This window comes from Luteibacter sp. CQ10, from assembly GCF_040900725.1.
Classification (GTDB): domain Bacteria; phylum Pseudomonadota; class Gammaproteobacteria; order Xanthomonadales; family Rhodanobacteraceae; genus Luteibacter.
In genome coordinates this window covers 1,170,165-1,188,702 of sequence record NZ_JAEUYM010000001.1, presented here as the reverse complement: position 1 = coordinate 1,188,702, position 18,538 = coordinate 1,170,165, and the positions used below count along the sequence as shown (strand labels likewise).

Below are 18,538 nucleotides of genomic sequence, written 5' to 3'. Positions count from 1 at the left end.
GGCGCAACGCCGGCGATTCAGGACATCAGGCTCGCCGCGCGGGAGGACCCTGGGGGCACCGGCGACGCCCATTCCGTTCGTTTTCGGGGAGAACCGTGTGAAACAACTACCAGAGACGTTTTGGCGCCTGCGTTTTGCAATCGTGCTGGCGTTGAGCATCCCGACCTGGGCTGCCGCAGCCGATGCGCCGCCGCCCTCCACCTCCGCCGACCGCCACGTGGCGGCCGACGGCGCGGACGACGGCAGCGACGACGCCTACGCCGAGCCGGGCACCAACGCCATCGCGGCGGGTGCGGCCAGCAGCGCGCTCGGTGTGGCCAGCGCCGCGTTCGGCTATGCCAGCCAAGCGTTCGCCGACAACACGCTCGCCTTGGGCGGCTTCAGCTTCGCGGGTGGCGTGGGCTCGTCGGCCGTCGGCGCATTCGCGACGGCCACCGGCGACAACGGCGTGGCCGTAGGTTATGGCAGCGTCTCGACGGGCACGGGTGCCATGGCGCTGGGCGGCGCGGCCGCCATTCCTCCTCCATCGGGTACGGGCCTCGTGGATTCGGTGACCAGCGCGACCGGCTACACCGCGGTGGCCCTGGGCGCGGGCGCGACCGCGCAGGCCGACTTCGGATTGGCCCTCGGCGTGGGCGCGAACGCCAGCGGCGACCAGGGTGTCGCCATCGGACTCCAGGCGCAGGCGACGGGACCGGCATCCACCTCGATCGGCAACTTCTCGAGTGCCGACACGTTGTTCTCCGTGGCCGTGGGCTATGGCGCCAAGGCCTCGGGCGAATGGTCGATCGCCGTCGGCACCGGATCGCGCGCCATCGGCCAGGACGAAACCGCGTTCGGCGGAACCGCCATCGCCATGAGCGAGTACGGCGCCGATACCGCGGTGGGCACGAGCGCCCAAGCCACCGGCAGCCTGTCGAGCGCGCTCGGCACGGCCGCCAACGCCCAGGGCTACGCCTCCGTCGCGGTCGGATCGGCACTGGCCCAGGACGACTTCGCCGTCGCCATCGGTCCCCAGGCCTACACGCGTGGCGCCGGCAGCATCGCCATCGGTTCGGGCGCCATGACGGGCGGCCAGCGACCGTCGCCGCCGGACGATGGCGGTGGTGATGACGGTGGTTGCTGGATCTGTCGCGCGGGCACGCAGGCCGTGAATCCCGTGGAGGACGCCGTCGACGCGGTCGCCCTCGGTAACGCCGCCCAGGCGTTCGGCACGGGCGGCCTCGCCCTCGGCAGCCACACCATGGTGCTGGGTGCCAATAGCGTCGCGTTGGGCGTGGGTTCGCAGGCCGACCGCGACAACACCGTCTCGATCGGCGCGGCCGCCCCATGGACGGATTCGCAAGGCAACGAACACGCCATTCAGACCCGCCAACTGACCAACCTCGCGGCGGGCACCGAGGCCACGGACGCGGTGAACCTGGGCCAGCTCAACGACGCCGTGGCGGGCGTGACGGGGGGCGCGGGCCAGAACGGCGCGGCGGTGGCGGCGGCATTCGGCGGCGGTGCCGCATACGTGGCCGGCAGCCTCACGGCACCGGCCTACCTCGTCCAGGGCGCCACCTATAACGACGTGGGCTCGGCGTTCGCGGCGCTGGATGGCTCGCTGTCGGGCGCGTTGCACTACATCCGCGGCCTGCAGGATCAACTGGGCCATGGCGGCGGCCAGGGGCCCGGCCATGGTCACGGCAACGGCGTGTCGATCGGCGACGGCAGCGTGGCGACCGACGGCCGCGACACGGCCGTGGGCAAGAACGCCACCATCGGCGCGGACGGCAGCACGGCGGTGGGCAGCAACGCGACCATCGATGCCACGGCCACCAACGCGGTGGCGATCGGTGCGGACACGCACGTCACCGCGGCATCGGGCACGGCCGTGGGCCAGGGCGCTACCGCGACGGCCGCCAACAGCGTGGCGCTGGGTGCGGGCGCGATCGCCGACCAGGCCGACACGGTCTCGGTGGGCAACGCCACCAGCCAGCGTCGCGTGACCAACGTGGCCGTCGGAACGGCGGCGAGCGATGCCGCCAACGTGGGCCAGGTGAACCAGGCCATTCAATCGGCCCGGACTTATGCCGACCAGCAGGACGCGACCACGTTGAACAGCGCCAAGGCGTACACCGATCAACGGTTCGACGCGATGCGCGGGCAGTTCGACGACCGGTTCCGCAACCTGGACCGGCGCGTCGACCGGATCGGCGCCATCGGGGCCGCCAGCACGCAGATGGCCATCAACGCGGCGGGCGTGACCTCGGCCGCCGGCCGCATCGCGGTCGGTGCCGGCGCACAGGGCAATCAGCGCGCGCTGTCCGTCGGTTACGCCACGACCTTGGGCGAGCACGCCCGCATGAGCATCGGTGGCGCTTTCAGCGGCTCCGAGAAATCCACCGGCGTCGGTTTCGGCGTCGACCTGTGAGGACCGCAACATGATCTTCAAGCACTTCATCACGCCCTGCCTCCTCGCGGTCGCCGTCCTCGGCGCCCTTCCCGTGGATGCCCTCGCCGCCTCCACCGACGGCAAGGTGGACGCCTCGGGCCTCCAGGCCACCGGCCGCTACCAACGCTTCATCGTGCGCTACCGCGACGGCAGCACCGAACGCATCCGGCTGGACGCCGCGGCGCAGAACGCCAACGCCGCCTTGAACCGCGGCGCCACGACGAGTCGCGCGCTTCCCGCGACCGCCAGGGCGGTGCGCCACATGACGGCCGGCGGAACGGTCATGACCCTGTCGCGTCCGCTCGACGCCAACGGCGCCCGCGCGGCCATGAACGCCCTCGCCGCCGATCCCGCCGTACTGCACGTCGAGCCCGATCTGATGATGCATGCGGTGCGTTCGTCGCGCGCCACCGCCGTCGCGCCGGACGATCCGGGATACGCGGAACTGCAATGGGATTTCGGCGACCCCGTCGGCGGCATCAACCTGCCCGCGCTGTGGGACACGTTCGTGGGCGTCGACGGCACCGGCGTGACGGTGGCGGTGATCGACACCGGCATCACGGCGCACGATGACCTGGATACGTCGCTGGCGGACGCCGGCTACGACTTCATCGTCGACCACATGGTATCGGGACGCGACACCGACGGCCGCGTGCCGGGCGGCTGGGACATCGGCGACTGGACCAACGGCGAGCCCTGGCAAAGCGCGTGCACCGACGGCGCGAATCCGCCCGAGCAAAGTACCTGGCACGGCACCAACGTCGCCGGCGTCATCGCCGAGCGCACGAACAACGGGATGGGTACGGCGGGCGTCGCGCCGGGCGCCAAGGTGATTCCCATCCGTGCGCTGGGCCATTGCGGCGGCTACACCTCGGACATCGCCGATGCCATCGTGTGGGCCGCGGGCGGCCACGTCGACGGCGTGCCGGACAATACGCATCCGGCGAAGGTCATCAACATGAGCCTCGGCGGCGGCGGCGGATGCGCCTCGGACGGCGTCACGCGCGATGCCATCGCGAGCGCGATGGGCAACGGCGCGCTCGTCGTGGTGGCCGCCGGCAACGCGGACGACGACGCCGCCAACTACACGCCAGCGAGTTGTCCGGGCGTGGTGACCGTCGCCGCTACGGGCATCACCGGCCGTCGCGCGTTCTACTCCAACTTCGGCAACATCGTTACCCTGGCCGCGCCTGGCGGCGGTATCTACGCGAACGACGCGTCGACCGGCGCTATCGCCAATCCGGCGGGTTTCATCTGGGCGGCCTACAACACCGGCACGACCTCGCCGGTCGCCGTCGAAGACGGAGGCGCCACCTACGCCGGCATGGCGGGTACGTCGCAGGCCACGCCCCACGTCTCCGCCGTGGCGGCCCTGATGATCGGCGCCGCGATCCAGGCGAATCGCCCCGTGCCCACGCCAGCGGCATTGAAAAACCTGCTGGCCGCGAACACGCGGCCGTTTTCCCGCACGCCGGACGTCGCCATCGGAAGCGGCGTGCTCGACGCGCAAGCGGCGGTGGCGGCCGTGCTCGGAGTGACGCTGCCACCCCAGGTCACGCCGCTGGTGGCGAACCAGCTCTCCGCGCCGAGCCAGCGCGCCGCCGGCGGCTCGGTCGCTTTCAGCATCGACGTGCCCGCCGGTGCGCGCAACCTCGTGATTCGCAGCGTGGGCGGCACGGGCGATGCGTCGCTGTTCGTCAAGGTCGGGAGCATCCCGGCCGCCGACGGCGCCGACGCCGATGTTAGATCGGTACGCCCGGGCACGACCGAAAGCGTCGTTATTCCGACGCCCGTCGCGGGCACCTATTACGTCCGGCTTTACGCCGTGCAGGACTTCGCGAACGTGAGCGTCATGGCGAGTTACGTCTCGCCTCGTTGATGACGTTGCCACGCGCGGCTGCGAAGCCGCGCGGATAGGAGATGGCAGCGAGTCGTTATGACCCGATTCGCTTTCATCAGGCGTCCTGCCGCTCGTACCAACGCGTGGCCTCCTGCCCGGCCAGATCGGTCGAGCAAGCGAGCTCGCGTTGCGCTTCGAGAGCCTCGGCACGTGAGGCATAGGCTTTCGACAACAGCGTGTACGCGTCGCTGCCCAGTGCAAGGCGCAAGGGCGCCGGATCCTGCGAAACGCTGGCAATCATGGCGTCGACCATCTTTTCGGGATCCCCCGCCGACTTGAAGGTCGTGTCTTCTATGACACGATTGACCATGCGTGACGGGGCGTCGTCATACGCGGGGTTGCGCGGTCCGACGGTCGCGCTGCGATGGATGAAGTCGGTGCGCGCACCACCCGGCTGGACGATGGTGCAGCCGATGCCGAACATCGCCACCTCCTGCGCGACCGACTCGACGAAGCCTTCGATGCCCCATTTGGTGGCGTGATAGAGCGAGCCGCCGGGAAAGGTCACCTGACCGCCCATGCTGGAAAGCTGAAGGATGCGTCCGCCGCCCTGCGCCCGCAGGTGCGGCAACGCGGCGCGGATGAGCTGGATCGAGCCGACCAGGTTCGTTTCGATCTGGTGGCGGACCTGGTCGTCGGTGACTTCTTCGGCCGCGCCCATCAGGCCGTAGCCGGCGTTGCTGACAACGACGTCGATCCGCCCCATGGTTGCCCAGGCTTCGTCGACGACCGGACGGATGGTGTCGGTGCGGGCGAGGTCCAGTTCGGCCAGGTGGAGCGCTTTCCCATAGGAGGCCTTGAGGCTTCCCAGGGGATCAGGGTTGCGGACGGTGCCGACAACGCGGTCGCCCGCCGCCAGGAGTTTCTCGGCCATGATTCGGCCGAAACCGCTGCTGATGCCTGTAATCAACCATGTTTTCATGGGCTTGCTCCGAGGTCGTGGGGTGGAATGTGATAAGGTGAGGCTGCCTCCGAATATTTATACGGCGGCAGCCTCCGTTTATCAAGTTTCCCTCGTCGCCATGGCCAAAGATTCCCCTTCCCCTCCCCGTCGTAAAGCCCGCGCCGACGGCGAACGCAATCGCGCGCTCCTGATCGAATTCGCAAAGCGTGCTTTCGCCGAACGCGGCGCGAGTGCCAGCCTGGAACAGATCGCGCGCGACGCGGGTCTGGGCATCGGCACGCTCTACCGGCACTTTCCCTCGCGGGACGTGTTGATCGAGGCGATCTATCGGCAGGAAACCGATGCGCTCGTGGATGCCGCGACGCGACTCCAGTCGGCGCATCCACCGGTTGCGGCGCTGCGCGAATGGTTGCTGTTGTTCGTCGACTTCCTGGCTGTCAAGAAAGGCATGGCCGAGGTGCTGGGCACGCTGATCGGTGGGACGGATTCGCTGGCATCGGACGCTTCGGTACGCGTGACCGCCGCGCTCGATCGATTGGCGAACGCCGCTTCGGCGACAGGAGATATCCGATGGGATATTTCTCCCGTCGACCTGCTGCGGGCCATCGGCGGGATCGCCAACCTGAATCCCGATGACGAATGGCGTGCGTCGGCGATTCGGATGGTCGACCTACTGCTCGGTGGATTACGCGTCGGACATCGTTAGGGACGAGCCGTCGACGATATGGGATATCCCCCCTCAGCGAACGAGGGTGCTTCGGGCGAGGTCCACGATTTCCGTCGCCTTTCCGTTGAGTACGGCCTTCAACATCCACAGGCTGAAGCCTTTCGCCTGCTCGCGGGTGATCTTCGGCGGCATGACGAGTTCGAGGCGATCGGTGACGACGTCGACCACCACGGGCCCGTCATGCGCGAAAGCCGTTTCCAATGCCTGGCGTAGCTGCGCCGGGTCTTCGACGCGGATGCCGGTGATACCGGCCGAGTTCGCCATTGCCGCGAAGTCCGGGTTGTGCAGATCCGTATGGACGGGAAGGAAGCCCGCGGCCTTCATCTCGATGTCGACGAAGCCGAGCAGCCCGTTGTTGAAGATGACGATCTTCACCGGAAGCTTCAGCTGGCGGATGGTGAGCAGGTCGCCCATCAGCATGGAGAAGCCGCCGTCGCCCGACAGCGAGATGACCTGACGGCCGGGATGGCTGACCTGCGCTCCGATCGCCTGCGGCATCGCGTTGGCCATGGACCCGTGCAGGAACGAACCCAGGAGCCGGCGCTCCCCGTTCATCGCGAGGTACCTGGCCGCCCATACGGTCGGCTCGCCGACGTCACAGGTGAAGATGGCATCCCGGTCGGCAAGCTCGCTGACGAGCCGCGCGACCAGCTGCGGATGGATGGGCCGGTGGGTGGAGTCGGGACGCGCCAGAGCATCGAGATCGCGCCGGGCCTGTTTGTAGTGGTCGACCGCGGCGGCAAGATGCGACCCGTCGCTTTTGGCCTCGAGCTTCGGAAGAAGCATGGCCAACGTTTCGCTGACGTCGCCGACGACGCCGAGTTCCAACCGGCAGCGTCGCCCGAGGTTCTCGCCGCGCACGTCGACCTGGACGATTTTTGCCTTCTGAGGATAGAACTGCCGGTACGGGAAATCCGTTCCGAGCATGAGCAAGGTGTCGCATTCGTTCATCGCGACATAACCCGACGAGAACCCGATGAGTCCGGTCATGCCGACGTCATAGGGGTTGTCCCACTCGACGTGCTCCTTGCCCCGGAGCGCGTGGACGATGGGCGCCTGCAGGCGCTCGGCCAGTTCCACGACGGCATCGTGCGCGCCCTTGCAGCCGGCACCGCACAGGATCGTCAGGCGGCGGCTGTCGTTGAGGATCGTCGCGAGGTCATCGATATCGTCCGACGACGGGACGATGCGCGGCGCGCGCGGCACCGGCCGCTTCGCCGCGAGCCACTCGCCGGCCTCGCGCAGCGCCATGTCGCCGGAGATGACGACGACGGCGACGCCCTGCTTGACGACGGCCTCGCGGATGGCCGTCTCGATGATGCGCGGCACGTGCGCCGGGTCCGAGACCAGTTCGACGTAGTGGCTGCATTCCTGGAAGAGCTGCTGGGGATGGGTCTCCTGGAAATAGCTCGAACCGATCTCCGTGCCCGGGATATGCGCCGCGATGGCGAGGACCGGCACGCGATTGCGATGGCAGTCGAACAACCCGTTGATGAGATGCAGGTTTCCGGGCCCGCAGCTTCCGGCGCAGACGGCGAGCTTGCCCGTCAACGCCGCCTCGGCTCCCGCGGCGAAGGCGGCGACCTCCTCATGGCGCACCGGCACCCATGCGATGTGCCCGTGAACTCGCAGCGCTTCGGTGATGCCGTTGAGCGAATCGCCTACCAGTCCGTAGATCCGCTCGACGGCGGCGGCCTCGAGTACTTCGACGATGCGTTCTGCGACGTTGCCCATGCTCCGTTCCTTTGCGATCGGTCGAGGGAAGCGAGGCGGTGACTTCAGGGCCGCCCCGTGCGAAACGATGGGGCAACGCACGCACGCGCGCGCGAGCGTGGCTACCGCTGCTTCCCGGTATATACCATTTCGCGCCCGATTCTTGTCTTTTTGGTATCACACTCCGAAGGGCCTTCGATCGAAGAAGGTGCGCGTGCCTGCATGGGCGAAATCAAAGGGCGGCGGCTTCCACGGCATCCCGGAAGCGCGGGAAGATCGGCGTGAAACCCAGGTCGTCCCGAATCCGCCGGCCATCCATCCGCGTGGAGAACGCGGCCGCCCGTTCGGCCCGCGATCCATCGGGAGGAAGCTCCCCGACCGCCGCGAACAACTCGGCGATGTCCGGGGCTTCGTCGTCGACCACGTTGTAAATGCGATGCTTCGGCGCTTTCGCATGAAGCAGGCGGATGACCGCCTGGGCGATGTCGTCATGATGGCCGAGGGACATCTTCATGCCCGGGGGAAACCCGCGCATGAGCGGAACGACCTCCTGGATGTGCGGATCGCCCGCGCCATAGACGAACGGAAAGCGGAGAATGCGCACGTCCAGCCCGTCCATGGAAAGCAGCATCCTCTCGGCGGCCAGCTTGCTCAGGGGATAGGCATCCGGTGGATCGCAAGAATCGTCTTCGTTGGCGAGCGCGCCGCCTTTGGGACCGTACACGAGGCCCGTGCTGGCGAAGACGAAACGCCCCACAGAGGCGTTCTTGCTGGCTTCCGCCAGGTGTCGGGTTCCCATGTCGTTGGTGGCGTGCGCCTGTTCGCTGGTCGCTCCCCGGAAGTACGCCGCGCAGTGGACGACCGCGTCCATGCCTTCGACGGCCTGGACCAGGGAGTCACGGGCCAGCAGGTCGCCCCGCACCCGCTCCACGTGGTCGCCCAACATCGCCCGGGCACGCTCCTCATCGCGTACCAGCACCCTCACCCGCTCGCCGCTTTCGAGCAGGCGACCCACGAGGCGCGAACCGACCTTGCCGGTCGCACCGGTGACGAGAATCTTCATGCCGTATGTCCTTTCGAATGACCAGATACCTAGGGTATCGACGGCACGGAGGGAGGATTGGATAAACCGGACAGCGGTTCCGACATGCCGCGCTTGTGCTAAAAGTGCGTCCATGCGTGCAGACATCACCCCATGTCATGAGCATCCCGACATGTCCTCCCTCCCACCGGCCGGCTTCCTTGACCTCGTGGCCGGTCCGAACACCGACGCCTATCTGGTGGCTCGCCGTGGTCCGTCCATTCCCGGCGGGCTGGATCTGCACGTCCTCGGCATGCGCGAGCGTGTTCGTCGCAAGCGGGTATGCGCGGGGCAACGCATCGTGTTCGCGCGGGTTCCGCTGGGCGCACACCAAGCCGTCTTCGGCGTGGCGGCCACGGCATTGGCGGGGCATACGATTCCAATCGACGCGTTGTGGGGGCGCGATGCTGCACACGCATTGTTGGAAAAGCTCGCGCGGATGCCAGACGACGCCGAAGCAACCTCGGCGCTGGAGCATGCACTTGCCGACCGCTATGCCTCATCGCCGCCGGGTGCGACGTGCAGCTTCGTCCAACACGCGGCGGAACGCCTGGCCTTTGCGAGCGTGGGCGAGGTATCCCGCCAACTCGGCGTGAGCGAGCGCCACATGCGCCGCATGTTCCAGCAGTCGACCGGCCTCAGTCCCAAGACGTTCGCCCGCTTGAAGCGATTCGATCGCGCCGTTCGCCAGGCGCTCGACGAAAGCCGAACGAACTGGTCAGGCCTCGCGATCGACGCCGGATATTACGACCAGGCCCATCTCATCGCGGACTTTCACGCCATAGCGGGCATGACGCCGCGGAAGTTCATGGCGGAAGTACGGGACCGGCGTGGCGTGATGTCTTTCAGGTGAAGGTGGATGAACGGCGAAAACGAGGATAGAGCCACCGGTCACGTGGCCTAAGACGCCGTTAGACGCAGGCGCCGCACCCACGCGCACTTCAATGCGATGTCGCCCCCACGGCGCGGAATCCGTAAGCAGGCAGGCGGCTCTGCGCCTCCGGCGTCATGGCGTAGAGCGCAAAGCCGTATGCCCGCGCGAGCCGCGCCGGATCGGCATCGCGAAGGATCACGCTCATGCCGTAATCGACGGGCACGGCCAGGTCGGCGGGCACCTCGACCTTGCGCAGCGATGGGTCGGGGGTCGCGTCGTGCGAGCTGCAGTAGCCGACGAAGGCATCGACCTCGTGGTGCTCGAGGAAATAGCGCACGGCGTTGCCGTTGCCGGGAATGACCGGCGCGACCGGCCCACCGACGAGCTTTCGTGCACGCGCCTCGAGGGCCGTGCGCGCCCCGGGACGCACGGTGTCGGCCTTCGCGAAGAACGCCCACGCGTAATCGCCACCCGGGTCGGCACCCGGGGTCGATGTACCGATGCGCACACCGGGTGCGAGCAGCTGGTCGAGGAGATGGGCGCCGTCGATGCGGGACGACGGCAGCACCTGGACGCAAAGGGCGTTCCGGGCAAAGACCACCGGCCGGGTTGCCTTGCCTTCGTCGGCCAACCGTTCCGGGTGGGCCATGTTGGCGGACACATAGACATCGACCGATTCACCCTTCTCGATGCGCTCGCGCAGCAAGCCGGCCGGCCCGTTGACGATACGAACCGGCTGGCCGGTGTCTTCCGTGTAGTGCCGCGCGATGTCGGCAAGCGCGCCGGTGAGGCTGCCCGCTGCGTAGATCACCAGCGGCGGCGATGCGTCGGCACTCCGGGAAACGGGGGCTGCCGTCACGGAGGCGGCAAGGGCGATGGCGGCAAGGCGTCTCACAACAGGTCCACCTGCATCGATGCGCGCACCGTGCGCGGGGCCCCCAGTGTACCGGTCGCGCTGCCGGCGGCGTTATAGCCGTTCTGGCTCGCCGGGCTCACATTGGCCCAGTAACGGCGATCGGTGGCGTTGTCGAGGGCGAGGCGGAAGGTGACCGGGCAACCGTGGATGCGCATCTGGTAGCGCCCGCCGATGTCGGCAACGGTATAGCCGTCGACGCGGTACGTGTTGGCGAAGTCCCCTGCCCGCTTCGTTGCGTGGTTGACGTTGAGCGTCAGCGTCAGTCCTTCCACCCACGGCATGCGGTATTCGAAGAGCGTGTTGTAGACCACGCGGGACAGGCCGAGGATCTGGTTGCCTTCCGTCGCGCTCGACCCCGTGTGATAAAGACGGGGATCGAGAAGGGAGGCGCCCGCGAACACGGTCAGGTCGCGCGTGACGTCACCGTTGGCGGTGAGCTCGATACCGCGATTGACCTGGCGACCGCGGTTGGCATAGACGTTCGCCGCATCGAGATAGGCGTAAGGCCGTTCGATGCGGTAAAGCGCGGCGCCGAGGTCGATGCTGCCCGCCCGGGCCTTGTAGCCGGCTTCCCACTGGCGGCTGCGGTAGGGTTTGAGGCTCTCGTTTTCGTTGGCGCTGCCGGCCGGCGCGATATCGCCCTGCTGGAGGCTGTCGGCGTAGGTGACGTACGCCATCTGGCCCGCGACCGGCTTGAACATCACGCTGGCGGTCGGGCTGATGCCATGGGCGTCATACGACGAGGTCGTTCCGCCCTGCTTGTTGTAGCTCCTCACATGCAGCCAGCTCTGGCTTGCCGCCACCAGCGTCGACCACTGGTCGTTGAAGTGGATGGTGTCACCCACGGACAGCGATTGCTGCCGGGTATTCATCGAGCGGTAGCGGTGGGCAAAATGCGGGAAGCCGGTCGGCTTATCGAAGCGCACGGGGTGGGCGAGGCTTGCCCTGCCCACGGTCACGGCACCGGTGGAGAACGGCGTGTAGCGGCTCCAGTAAAAACCGTTGTTGGCGACGACGAGGTCGTGCGCCAGCGGGCCCGTGTCGACGTGGCCGTTGAGGGCGACCATGTTGCTGACGATCATGTCGTAGCTGTACGTGGTCGTCGCAGCCGTGGTCGTGTAGTTGCCCGATGGGGTGGTCAGCGTAAGGGTCGGCACGGTGGAGCGGCGATCATTCGATTCCTTGAGCACGCCCGCGCGCAGCGACCAGTCGTCATCGAGGGCGGTTTTCAGGCGTGAGCTCAGGATGCGGGTGATGTTGTCGTCGCCGCCCCAGGTCTGTCCGTAGCCTTCCCGCCCGGGATCGGGAGCCGACGGCAGGGTCAGGCCCTTGCCCAGGGCAAAGGTGCCCGGAAATCCCGTGGCCGTGTAGTGGTAGTAGCTCGCGTCGTTTTCGAGCACCGTGCGCTCGGCGAGTTTCACATCGAAGCCGACCGTACCCATTCGCCGGGCGAGGCGGCTGCCGTCGACGTAGCCGGGCCCGTTCTGGTCGAGCACGTTGACCCGGTAGCCATACTGGTCATGGTCCCCGAAGTGGCCGCCGAGATCGGCGTGGGCAAGGCCGGACTCGCGCGAGTTGTACCGTACATCGACTTCGCGCAGCGGCGCATCAGTGGGCCGCTTGAAAACATAGTTAAAGACGCCGGCCGGACTGGCCGGCCCGTAGAGCGCACCGGCGAGTCCGTTGAGCACTTCGATCTGCTCGAACTGTTCGATGGGGTAATCGGTGGTCGCCGCGATGTTGAGCCCATCGATGCGGGTGTTCTGCACCACGCCCGCCTGCAGGCCACGCGTCTGGGGGCGGATGTTCTCCCCCTGCACCGTCGGCAGAAAGCGGAACGCTTCCCGCACGCTCTGCAGCTGCTGGTTGCGTGCAAGGTCGTTGTTGACGGCCTGGACGGCATAAGGCGTATCGATGGGTGCGACATCGCCCAGAGGCCCCATGCCCACCGACTCGGTGCGATACGACGCCTGGTTGGCCTCGACCGTATAGCCTTCGAGGTCCGTTTTCCTCGGGGCCTCCTGGGCCATCGACGCGCACGCCGCGCCTGTCAGAAGCCATGCGCACGCCATGCGGTGAGAAGTTTCCATCGTCGTACTCCGGTCGTTCGGGACGACCGCCATGGACTCGTCCCTGGGTCGTCGTTCGTCAAAGGTTCAAGGATACCTCCCGAGGCGGTGTGAACGGACATCCAAAATCAAAAGCCCCGGTCACGAGGACCGGGGCCTTTGACGACACAAACGAACCGAAGCGGATCGTCAGAACGCGACGCGAACACCCGCCGTCACGCCGTAGCCCGTGCGACCCGAACCCTGCTCGCCGGTGAGGCCACCGAACAGGTAGGTGCTCGCACCCAGTCGCATCGTGCCGTTGGCATTGACCTGCACGAAGCCGCGACCGGCGTTCGGAGCCTTGGTCTGGAACGTCTGACCGGCCACGCTCGCCTGCACCGCCGGATCGAGTGCCCGGCCCGAGTCCACGCCCGCGGCCACGCCGACGCGCCAGGTCAGCTCGGTCGCCAGCGGATCGGCCGCGTTCGAACCGGCCGTCAGGCCGACGAGGCTACGCACGCCCGTGGCGGACAGCTTGCCGAGGTTCAGCGCGGCCGGCGAGTTGCCGGTCTCGTTCACCGCGTCACGCTCCACCTTCTGCCAGATGACGCTGGCGTACGGTTCGAGACGAACGCCACCGGCCGTCGCCAGCGGAAGGCGGGCGGTGAGGCTGGCCATCGTGTCGTGACCGTCGGCGTGCGTCTCCAGCGAGCCGTTGCCGAACGGATCCGCGCGACGGGTCGACCAATCGGACGTGCCGTACGACACCACGCCATCGAGGAAGATCGCACCGGCCTTCTGCTGGCCGTAGATCATGCCGGCGTTGCCGCGAATCGTGCCTTCCCCACCCGTGGCGATCGTGTTGCTCTCGCCGTGCGACGCGCCCACGCCGATCACGGTCGACTCGTTCGAGAGGAGGTCCACGCCGCCCGTGACGTGGCTCGTGCTGGTGTTGTAGCCCGAGCCCTGGTGGTCGGCGACGAAGCGCTGGCCGTCCTGGGTGACGTTCGCCCACACCTTGTTCGCCGGGTCCACGCCGTCCACGGCGAGGTGACCGAAGGCGTCACGGTTGAGCGCAAGGCCCATGCCCCGTGCCGCGGCGGCCTGGTCGGCATGCACTTCACCCGCCATCGCCTTGACGGTATCGGCGATGCGATCGGTGCCGAGCGCACCGATGGCATTGATCGCACCGGTGTAACCCGTGCCGTTGCCGGCCGCCTGGGCGTCGATCGCGGCGTCGAGCGCGCCGGCGAGGGCCAGCGTGTTCTTGCTGGCGCCCGTACCGAGGAAGTCGCTATAGGCACGAGGCACCACGCGCAGGTCGATGCTGTTGCTACCGCCGAGGTTGTAGAAGGCCAGGAAGCGCGTGTTCGCCGGGAGGCCCTCGGCGGGCTGCGCGATATTGGCGAACTGGCCGACGATGCCACCTTCGGCCGAAACGATGCGGAACGAATCGCCCAGCACCGGGGTGAACGTGTTGCTGGCATCGCCGGTGATGCCGCGGAGCGTCGGATCGAGCGTGCCGTTGGCGATGAACTGATGGCCGGCGCCGACCACGAGCAGGCGCGAGTAATTGCCCCGACCGGTGCCCGTGCCGTAGCCGTCGATGTCGGCTTCGAAGGTGCTGCCGGCATTCATCGTCACCGTGCCGTCCACGGTCAGCGTGCCCGGCGAATTACCCGGAGCGAGGCGTCCGCTGACGTTCACCGGACCGGTGACCTTGCCGATGCCGCGCAGTGCCGCGCCCGAATCCACCTGAACGAAGGCGCTGTCCAACGCGCCGTTGGCGCGCAGCAGGCCTTCCTGCACGCACGTGCCCGCGCCGAGCGTGGCGTGACCGGTGAGGCTCAGCGCACCCGAACCGCTCTTGACGAAGCAGCCCGTCGCACCCGCGGCGTCGATGTTGCCCGAGAGCACGGTCGTCGTGTTGCCGGTGACGTTCACGCCCGAGCTGCCGCTGACGAGCACGTTCTGGCCGGTGCCGAGCGTGGCGAACGTCTGCAGCGTACCGCCCTGCAGGTAGATATCGCCGAAGCCCAGCGACGAACCGTTGTCGATGCGGACCGTGCCGCCTTCGATGTAGGTATTGCCGGTGAAGGTATTCGCGCCGCTGACCACGAACAGGCCGTCGCCGAGCTTGGTGAGGTTGCCGCTGCCGCTGATGGTGCCGGTCTGGGTCAGCGTGGTGCCCGCGGCCGTGGTGAGCGAGCCGCCCGCACCGGTCACCACCAGGCTGCGCGCCGTGGAGAAGCTGCCGGTCGTGGTGAGGTTGCCGCCGTTGAACGTCACCGCATTGGCGGCGTCGCCGAGGTTGGCATCGCTGGCGATGCTCAGCGTGCCGCCGTTGAGCTGCGTGCCGCCCGTGTAGCTGTTGTTGCCCGAGAGCACGAGCGTGCCGTCGTTCACCGTGGTACCGCCCGCGTGCGAGAGCGTGCCGCCCAGGGCCAGCGTGCCGGCGCCGTCCTTGACCAGGCCACCGTTGCCGCTCACGGCGCCGGTCGAGCTGAAGACGGTACCCGCGTCGGCGGCGATGACCGCGGTCTGCGCGAGGTCGAGGGCGCGCTGGCTGGCGAGGTTGGCCGTGGTATGCAACATGCCGCCGTTGAACACCAGCGAGGAGCTCAGCGCACCGAGGTTGGCATCCGCGGAAATCTCGAGCGTGCCTTCATCGAGCGTGGTGTTGCCCGCGTACGTGTTGGTACCGGACAGCACGAGCGTGCCCTCACCGGACTTCACGATGCCGCCCGCACCCGATACGACACCGGCGGTGGCGAAGGAGGCGCCCGCGTCGGTCTGGATCTGCGCATCCGCATCGAGCGTGACCGCGCGGTTGCCGGCGACGTTGCCGGTGGCATGCAGCACGCCGCCGTTGAAGACCAGACCGCTGGATGCGGCACCGAGGTTCGCGTCGCTACCGACCTGCAGCGTGCCGCCGTTGAGCGTCGTGCCGCCGGTGTACGTGTTGTTGCCGGTCAGCACGAGCGTGCCCTGGTTGACCGTGGTGCCACCCGTGTGCGCCGCGACGCCGTCGATCTCGAGCGTACCCTCGCCGTTCTTGACCAGCCCACCCGCGCCGGTCGCGCCGCCGGAGGTGGCGAACGTGGTATCCGCATCGACCGCGATGTCGCCGCCGGCCAGCGAGAGATCGCGAGCCGAGGCCATGTCGGCCGTGGTGTGCAGCGTGCCGCCCTGCAGGGTCAGGCCGCCGGCGGCCGCGCCGAGTGCGGCATCGCTGCCGACCTGGAGCGTGCCCTGCTGGATGACCGTGCCACCGGTGTAGGTATTCGTACCGTCCAGAACCAGCGTGCCTTCACCCGTCTTGACGAGGGTGTCGCCGCCGATGGGGCCGGATGCCGTCAACGTGGTGCCCGTGTCGGTCGACAACGACGAGCCGTTCATGACCGTGACGGCACGGCTGGTGGACAGGTCGGCCGTGGTGTGCAGCATCGCGCCGTCCAGCAGCAGCCCACCGTTCGCCGCGCCGAGGTTGGCATCGGCGGCGAGCTGCAACGTGCCGCCATGGATCGCGGTACCGCCCGCATAGGTATTGGCGCCGCTCAGCACCGTCGTGCCCGAGCCGGTGACGCTCACGCCGCCGTTGCCCTGGATGGTGCCCGACAGGACCGTGTCGCCGCCGTTGTCGGCCGACCACTGCAGGCCGGCACCGTGGGTGTCGATCGTGCGGGCGCTGGCGAAGTCGCCCGTGGTGACGATGCTGCCGCCGTTGGCGTCGATTGCGCCGGACGCGTCGCCGAGGTTCGCGTCGTCGGACACCACCAGGGTGCCCGTGCCGCTGACGAACGTACCGCCGGTGTAGCTGTTGTTGCCGGTGACAGCCAGCACGCCCTGCGACACCGCCAGACCCACCTGCCCCGTGACCGGACCGTTGATGGAGACGCTACCCGGACCGGCCGCCGTCAACACGCCCGATCCGTTGATCGGACCGTCGAGGTTGGCCTCGCCCTGGTCGACCCGGACCGTACCCGTGCCCATCATGGTGATGTTGCGCGACGTATCGAAGCCGTTGGTCAGCTCGAGCGCGCCGCCGCCGAAGGTGAGCGGGCTGCTCGCGTCACCCAGGTTGGCATCGCTGCCGACGACGATCGTGCCGCCGTTCATGTGCGTGCCGCCCGTGTAGGTGTTGTTGCCGGTGAGCGACAACGTGCCGGCGGTATTGGTCACGCCGCCGCTCTGCGACAGCACGCCGCTGGCCACCAGGTTGCCCTGGCCCGCCTTGGTGAGACCGCCGGCGCCGCTGATGTCGCCCGTCGCGGTCAGCGTGGTGCCCACATCGGTGTTCAGCGTGCCGTTGCCCGACAGCAGCAGGTCGCGGCCGGTCGTCATCGTCGCGGTCGTCTCCAGCGTACCGCCGCCGAAGGTGACGGGGCTGGCGGCGCCGAGGTTGTCGTCGGCCGAAATGGCGAGCGTGCCGCCGTTGATCGTCGTGCCGCCGGTATAGGTGTTGGCGCCGGACAGGGTCTGCGTGCCCGAACCGTTCTTGATGAGACCGCCGGTACCCGACAGCTCGCCGCCGAACGTGGTGTTCGTGCCCGTGCCGTTGAGCGTGAGCGCCGTGCCGTCGAGCGCGATGCTACCGCCGCCGGCGAGGCCCGCCACGGTCTGGGCCGCGTTGTTCATCGAGACGGTGGAACCGGTATTGACGGTCAGCACGCCCGTGCCGAGCGCGCCCGTGTTGGCGACCACGACATCGCCCTGGGCAACGTTCGTGCCGCCGGTATAGGTGTTGGCGCCCGAAACGGTCAGCGTGCCCGTGCCGGTCTTGGTCAACGAGCCCGTGCCGGTGATGACGTTGGCGACGTTCGTATCGAAGCCCTGCAGGTCGAGCGTGCCGCCGTTGGCGCCGAGCGACATGTCGCGGCCCGCGTTCAGGTCGAACTGCGCGCCCCACTGCAGCGTGCCGCCGTTGAACTTGAGGTCGTTGCTGACGTCGCCCAGCGCGGCGTCGGACAACACGTTGATGTTGCCGCCGTTGAGGTCGATCTCGCCCACGGAGGTGTTGTCGCCACGCAGGTTCAGGGTGCCTTCGCCTTCCTTGATGAGCGCGCCGCGGCCGTCCATCTCGCCGGTCAGGGTCAGGGTGTGGCCGTTGGTGTCGAACGTGCCGTTGTTGGCGGTGATGCTGACCTCCTGGGTGAGCGTACCGTCGGCCGTGTTCTGCACTTTGCCGCCGTCGAGGATGACCGGATCGGTGGCATAGGTCTGGTCGACGACCTCACCCGCCACGATGCGGTGCGCGGTGCTCAGGTCGGCGTTGATGATGGTGATGGTGTTCGACAGGATGACGTTGTCGGTCGGAGCCCACACCTGCGTGGGATTGGCGATCGGCACGTAGGTGAACGTGTAGGTGCCGTGCACCAGGTTGTTGAACGTGACGCCCTGCCAGTTGTAGATGGTGATCGTCGGGGTACCGACGAGCTGCGTCCCGTTCGAATAGAAGTTGGTATCCCCGTCGACGAGCCCGGCGGGCTTGGTCGACGTGAGGATGCTGAACGACACGGTCTGGTCGAAGCCCGCCGTGCTGGTCAGGTGCAACGAGCCTTCCGTGTAGTTCGCTTCGGGCAGCTGGTGGTAGGTGCCGTAATAGAACGACAGCGAATTGTTGCCGGAGTTGGCGTAGCCGATGGACGTGGTGTGGGCGATCGCACTGGACGCCGTGACCAGGCCCAGGGCCAACACCAGCGCGCGACGCGAACCGAGCGCGCCCGACGAAGCGCGGCCCCCCGAGGCCCGTGCTCCCTTGCCGGCGTGGTTGACCAGCTCCGACGCCACGACGAACTGCCGCAGCGCGCGGCTCCACACAATGCTGAAGACCTTATTCAAAACGAATTTCCCCGATGGATGACATGACCGAGCCCCAACGCTCGTAGCGCATGGCCTTCGCATGATTCATGCCAACCGGGGGACTTCTGTAAGC

10 protein-coding genes are annotated in these 18,538 nt (G+C 67.9%); 4 read left to right on the top strand and 6 right to left on the bottom strand.

All coding sequences use genetic code 11. The features are described 5' to 3' along the window. Positions 1-97: 97 nt before the first annotated feature. Both JNG39_RS05275 and JNG39_RS05270 read left to right on the top strand, forming a co-directional pair. Entirely contained in the window at positions 98-2,416 is a 2,319-nt protein-coding gene (locus JNG39_RS05275; RefSeq protein WP_368310108.1) for a YadA family autotransporter adhesin, read from the top strand. A 10-nt stretch (positions 2,417-2,426) separates the two neighbouring features. After that, complete coding sequence (locus JNG39_RS05270) at positions 2,427-4,316, top strand: S8 family serine peptidase (protein WP_368310107.1); 1,890 nt, start codon at positions 2,427-2,429, stop codon at positions 4,314-4,316. Between the two features lie 76 nt (positions 4,317-4,392). On the opposite strand, the gene JNG39_RS05265 is transcribed toward JNG39_RS05270, so the two are convergent. Further along, positions 4,393-5,259 (bottom strand): SDR family oxidoreductase, encoded by an 867-nt coding sequence (locus JNG39_RS05265; RefSeq protein ID WP_368310106.1) that lies wholly within the window; start codon positions 5,257-5,259, stop codon positions 4,393-4,395. Here JNG39_RS05265 and JNG39_RS05260 point away from each other — a divergent pair. Continuing rightward, positions 5,210-5,947 (top strand): TetR/AcrR family transcriptional regulator, encoded by a 738-nt coding sequence (locus JNG39_RS05260; RefSeq protein WP_368310105.1) that lies wholly within the window; start codon positions 5,210-5,212, stop codon positions 5,945-5,947. The genes JNG39_RS05265 and JNG39_RS05260 overlap by 50 nt on opposite strands. A gap of 33 nt (positions 5,948-5,980) precedes the next feature. Here the strand turns inward: JNG39_RS05260 and poxB are convergent, their stop codons facing one another. Next, positions 5,981-7,702 (bottom strand): ubiquinone-dependent pyruvate dehydrogenase, encoded by a 1,722-nt coding sequence (gene poxB, locus JNG39_RS05255; RefSeq protein ID WP_368310104.1) that lies wholly within the window; start codon positions 7,700-7,702, stop codon positions 5,981-5,983. A gap of 211 nt (positions 7,703-7,913) precedes the next feature. Beyond that, entirely contained in the window at positions 7,914-8,744 is an 831-nt protein-coding gene (locus tag JNG39_RS05250; RefSeq protein ID WP_368310103.1) for an NAD-dependent epimerase/dehydratase family protein, read from the bottom strand. Between the two features lie 112 nt (positions 8,745-8,856). Between JNG39_RS05250 and JNG39_RS05245 the strand changes: the two genes are divergently transcribed. Further along, entirely contained in the window at positions 8,857-9,615 is a 759-nt protein-coding gene (locus JNG39_RS05245) for a helix-turn-helix domain-containing protein (protein ID WP_368310102.1), read from the top strand. 88 nt (positions 9,616-9,703) lie between these two features. Here the strand turns inward: JNG39_RS05245 and JNG39_RS05240 are convergent, their stop codons facing one another. From JNG39_RS05240 to JNG39_RS05230, 3 genes are all read right to left on the bottom strand, one after another. Continuing rightward, positions 9,704-10,531: a substrate-binding domain-containing protein gene (locus tag JNG39_RS05240; RefSeq protein WP_368310101.1), complete on the bottom strand. Its 828-nt coding sequence runs from the start codon at positions 10,529-10,531 to the stop codon at positions 9,704-9,706. Further along, entirely contained in the window at positions 10,528-12,642 is a 2,115-nt protein-coding gene (locus tag JNG39_RS05235; protein WP_368310100.1) for a TonB-dependent receptor, read from the bottom strand. Before JNG39_RS05235 ends, JNG39_RS05240 begins: the two co-directional genes overlap by 4 nt. A gap of 168 nt (positions 12,643-12,810) precedes the next feature. Then, the gene (locus JNG39_RS05230) at positions 12,811-18,444 is read right to left on the bottom strand and encodes an autotransporter-associated beta strand repeat-containing protein (RefSeq protein WP_368310099.1); all 5,634 of its coding nucleotides are present in this window, start codon (positions 18,442-18,444) and stop codon (positions 12,811-12,813) included. Positions 18,445-18,538: the final 94 nt, after the last annotated feature.

Coding starts and splice junctions, on each gene's coding strand:
- JNG39_RS05270 (WP_368310107.1), top strand. CDS start 2,427: ATGATCTTCAAGCACTTCATCACGCCCTGCCTCCTCGCGGTCGCCGTC.
- JNG39_RS05260 (WP_368310105.1), top strand. CDS start 5,210: ATGATTCGGCCGAAACCGCTGCTGATGCCTGTAATCAACCATGTTTTC.
- JNG39_RS05265 (WP_368310106.1), bottom strand. CDS start 5,259: ATGAAAACATGGTTGATTACAGGCATCAGCAGCGGTTTCGGCCGAATC.
- poxB (WP_368310104.1), bottom strand. CDS start 7,702: ATGGGCAACGTCGCAGAACGCATCGTCGAAGTACTCGAGGCCGCCGCC.
- JNG39_RS05250 (WP_368310103.1), bottom strand. CDS start 8,744: ATGAAGATTCTCGTCACCGGTGCGACCGGCAAGGTCGGTTCGCGCCTC.
- JNG39_RS05245 (WP_368310102.1), top strand. CDS start 8,857: ATGCGTGCAGACATCACCCCATGTCATGAGCATCCCGACATGTCCTCC.
- JNG39_RS05235 (WP_368310100.1), bottom strand. CDS start 12,642: ATGGAAACTTCTCACCGCATGGCGTGCGCATGGCTTCTGACAGGCGCG.